This is a genomic window from Myxococcus vastator (assembly GCF_010894475.1).
GTDB classification, from domain to species: Bacteria; Myxococcota; Myxococcia; order Myxococcales; family Myxococcaceae; genus Myxococcus; species Myxococcus vastator.
In genome coordinates this window covers 1-3,566 of sequence record NZ_JAAIYB010000646.1, presented here as the reverse complement: position 1 = coordinate 3,566, position 3,566 = coordinate 1, and the positions used below count along the sequence as shown (strand labels likewise).

Annotated in this window: 3 protein-coding genes and 2 pseudogenes; 4 read left to right on the top strand and 1 reads right to left on the bottom strand. The window is 71.3% G+C overall.

Annotated elements, in window-relative coordinates:
* A pseudogene (locus tag G4D87_RS35440) lies at positions 1 to 1,308 on the top strand (hypothetical protein); the annotation flags it as partial.
* Between the two features lie 10 nt (positions 1,309 to 1,318).
* On the opposite strand, the gene G4D87_RS35435 reads toward G4D87_RS35440, so the two are convergent.
* On the bottom strand, positions 1,319 to 2,128 hold the full coding sequence (locus G4D87_RS35435) for an SDR family oxidoreductase (protein ID WP_163787142.1): 810 nt from the start codon (positions 2,126 to 2,128) through the stop codon (positions 1,319 to 1,321).
* A 114-nt stretch (positions 2,129 to 2,242) separates the two neighbouring features.
* On the opposite strand from G4D87_RS35435, the gene G4D87_RS35430 reads away from it, so the two are divergent.
* From G4D87_RS35430 to G4D87_RS35420, 3 genes and pseudogenes are all read left to right on the top strand, one after another.
* Positions 2,243 to 2,923, top strand: coding sequence for a MotA/TolQ/ExbB proton channel family protein (locus tag G4D87_RS35430; protein WP_163787140.1), 681 nt, complete (start codon positions 2,243 to 2,245; stop codon positions 2,921 to 2,923).
* 3 nt (positions 2,924 to 2,926) lie between these two features.
* Complete coding sequence (locus G4D87_RS35425; protein ID WP_163787138.1) at positions 2,927 to 3,361, top strand: ExbD/TolR family protein; 435 nt, start codon at positions 2,927 to 2,929, stop codon at positions 3,359 to 3,361.
* A 16-nt stretch (positions 3,362 to 3,377) separates the two neighbouring features.
* A pseudogene (locus tag G4D87_RS35420) lies at positions 3,378 to 3,566 on the top strand (energy transducer TonB); the annotation flags it as partial.

The following is a 3,566-nucleotide window of genomic DNA, read 5'->3' as shown; positions in this document are numbered from 1 at the left end:
CAGGGGACTCGGGCGCGCGAGGTGGGGCAGGCGATGCTGAGCCAGGTGGACGGGCTCGCGTCGGAGATTCGCCGGCCGGTGCGAGGCATCCGCGTGGGCGACGAGGCGCTGACCGCGCTGGAGCCTCGCCTGCGCCTGTATGGCGCGTGGTGTGACACCTCCCGCAAGCTGGACGCGCTCCCGGCGGAGCTGCGTCCGGAGCAGGCGAGCCAGTTGCTGACGGAGGTGGAAGGCGCGCTGCGCGCGGAGGACAGCGCCACCGACCGCCTGGACAGCCTCGCCGTCAAGGTGCGGGAGCTGGACGTGGACGGGCTGGCGCGCGCCGGGCTGGAGGCGCGGTTGCAGGACATCGACCGGCAGGCGCAGACGCTGGTGGACCAGCACAGTGGAGACTCGCTGGGCTTCCGGCTCAAGTTCGAGCTGATGTCCCCGCTGGAGTCCGTCCGGAAGCAACTGGCCCAGGGCGCGCTGGACGCGGCCCGGCGGCAGCTCGAGTCCGCTCGCCGCTCCTACTTCGACATCCTGTGCGAGGAGCTGTCCGAGGCCCTGGCGGCCCGCACACCGCCGCGCGGCTTCACGGAGGAGGAGTGGGCCGTCCTGACCCAGCGCGTGAAGTCCCTGCTGGAGAGGGCCCGGGAGCGGGCCAACACCAACGTCGATGACGCCGTCCGCATGTACCAGGGCGCGCATGCCGCCTACGTGCGCCAGCTCATCGAGGAGATGCGCGGCGCGGTGGACGAGGCGCGGCAGGTCAGCGAGTCCGACGCACAGACGCAGGCGCTCGAGGACGTGGAGGCGCTCCTGGGCGAGGCCCAGGGCCTCCTGGTGACCGCGTCTTCGCACGAGGCCGCGGTGAAGTACGGCGAGGCGCGCGTCCGGTTCGTCTCCGCCAGCCAGTCCCAGCGGACGGCGCGGAGCATCCTCCTGGAGTCCGCGTTGGGGGATGTGGGAGAGGGGGCGCCCGCCGTGCCTCCGCCCACCGCGCCCAGTGGAGGCAGCATCCCCGCGCTGCCGGAGGCGCCCGCGGGGGCGCCCGCGCTGGGCGACTTCGAGGGCATTCCGCTGCCGTCGCCCCGTCACATGTGGCTGGTGGAGCTGGGCGTGCTGGCGCTGCTCACCACGGTGGCGGTGGGGCTGGGGCTTCAGTTGCTCAACGTCTTCTCGCCCACGTGGGGCGGCTTCGGCGCGGGCATGACGGCCTTCCTCTGGGGCTTCGGCCTGCACCAGGTGGGCAACGCCACCTTCGAGGGAATCACCGGGCTGCTGACGCGCGTGGAGCGGCCGGCCACGCCTCCGCCGGCCGCCTGAGCCGCGCGGGTTACCGCTGCCGGTCCTGGATGGCCTTCGCGGCGATGCGGTCCACCACGCCCGGGGCTACCAGCTTGAGGAACTGGGCGACGCGGGCCTTGGTCGTCATGACCACCTCGCGCTCGCGCCGCTCCATGGCGCGCAGGATGATGGCCACGCAGGTGTCCACGTCCATGTTGCCCGCGCTCTCGTCGTGCTTGCTCCGCCGCACGGGCTGGCCGTCCGCGCCCAGCGCGCTGTCGCGGATGTTGGTGGCGACGAAGCCGGGGCACACCACCGTCACGTCCACGCCGGTGCCGCGCAGCTCGATGCGCAGCGAGTCGAAGAAGCCGTGCATGGCGTGCTTGCTGGCCGCGTAGCCGCTGCGGTTGGGTACGCCCGTCTTGCCCGTGAGGGACGACACCGCCACCACCCGCCCGCGCCGGGCCTTGAGGTGGGGCAGGGCGTGGTGGGTGCAGTACACCGCGCCCAGGTAGTTGATGCGCATCAGCCGGTCGAAGAGGGACAGGTCCTTCACCTCGTCCACGCGCGCGTCCATCGTCACGCCCGCGTTGTTGACGAGCACGTCGATGCCGCCGAACGCCTCCGCCGCGCGCTCCACCAGGCGGCGGCAGGCCTCCGCGTCACCGACATCGGTGGGCACCACCACCGCGCGCCCGCCGGCCGCCTCGCACCGGGCCTTCACCCGCTGGAGCGCTTCCTCGTTGCGCGCCGCCAGCACCAGGTTGGCGCCGCGTCCGGCCAGCACCACCGCCAGCGCCTCGCCAATGCCCGCCGAGGCGCCCGTGACGACCACCGTTTTTCCTCGCATGGCGCGCATTCTGGCCCCTCGCCGCCAGAGGGGCCCGGAAAAAATCCGACCACCGGGTGACACTTCAATTCGGGTCCGGTGTTCCGGTCGCGCCAACGTGTTTTCGCGACAGGAAAAGACACCATGCCGTCCATCGCCGTTCTCGCCCAGGCGCACCCGGAGCAGCTGGGCTGGCTCAGCAGCAAGCTGCTGGGGGTGACGCTTACGTCCGCGGAGTGGGTGCTGTGGGTGCTGGTGTGCCTGTCGGTGCTCTCCATCGCCATCATGCTGGAGCGCACGGTGTACTTCGCCCGTCACCGGCTGCCGGACTCGGAGGCCCTGTCGGTGCGGCTGTCGCGCGGTGAGCTGGACGCGGTGAAGGCCGCCATCCAGGGGCGTCAGGGCATGGAGGCCGCCATCCTGCGCGAAGGGCTGGCGTGCGCCGACCAGGGCGCGGACACGGTGGAGCAGGTGATTGCCTCCACGCTGTCGCGGGAGCGCCCGCGCTACGAGCGCTTCCTGTCGTACCTGGGCACGCTGGGCAACAACGCGCCCTTCATCGGGCTGTTCGGCACGGTGCTGGGCATCATCAAGGCCTTCAATGACCTGGGGAAGATGAACGCCCAGGGCGGCGGCGGGGCCATGCAGCAGACCGCCATGGCGGGCATCTCCGAAGCGCTCGTCGCCACGGCCGTGGGCCTGGCGGTGGCGATTCCGGCGGTGGTGGCCTTCAACGTCTTCAGCCGTCAGCTCAAGACGCTCACCAGCCGCGCCAACGCCCTGGGCCACGCGCTGGTGGGCAGTCTCCGCTCGGAGGCCCGTTAGGCCATGGCGGGCGGCGCGCAGGACAACGACGACGAAATCACCGGCATCAACGTCACCCCGCTGGTGGACGTGGTGCTGGTGCTGCTCATCATCTTCATGGTGACGGCCAACTTCATCGTCCGCGAGACGGTGGAGGTGGACCTGCCCCGCGCCGCCAACGGCGGTGAGACGGTGCAGGGCCTGGTCAACGTGGTGCTGGACAAAGAGGGCAAGCTCTTCTTCGACGGCGCCGAGATGACCGAGAAGGACCTGGAGGCCAAGCGCGTCCAGGCGGTGGCCAAGGACAAGGAGACGCGCGCCATCATCAGCGCCGACCAGTCGATACCCTACGGCCGCGTCATGCGGCTCATCGACGTGGTGAAGGGCCAGGGCATCGCGAAGTTCGCGCTCAACATCGAGAAGGACGTGGCCCCCGCGGCCGCGCCCGCGGCCCCCTGAGGCAAGGCGTCCCTTCATGAGTCAGGCGGTCCTCGACAACGCTCTCACGACGCCCCGACGCGACCGCTCGCTGGCCGTGGTGGGCGTCTTCCTGCTCGTGTCGCTGGGGCTTCACGTCGGCGGCTTCTGGGCGCTCGGAGAAGGCGACTCGCGCTCGCGCCCCGCGCCCAGGCGCCCCGTGGAGATGGTGATGGTGGAGGTGGTG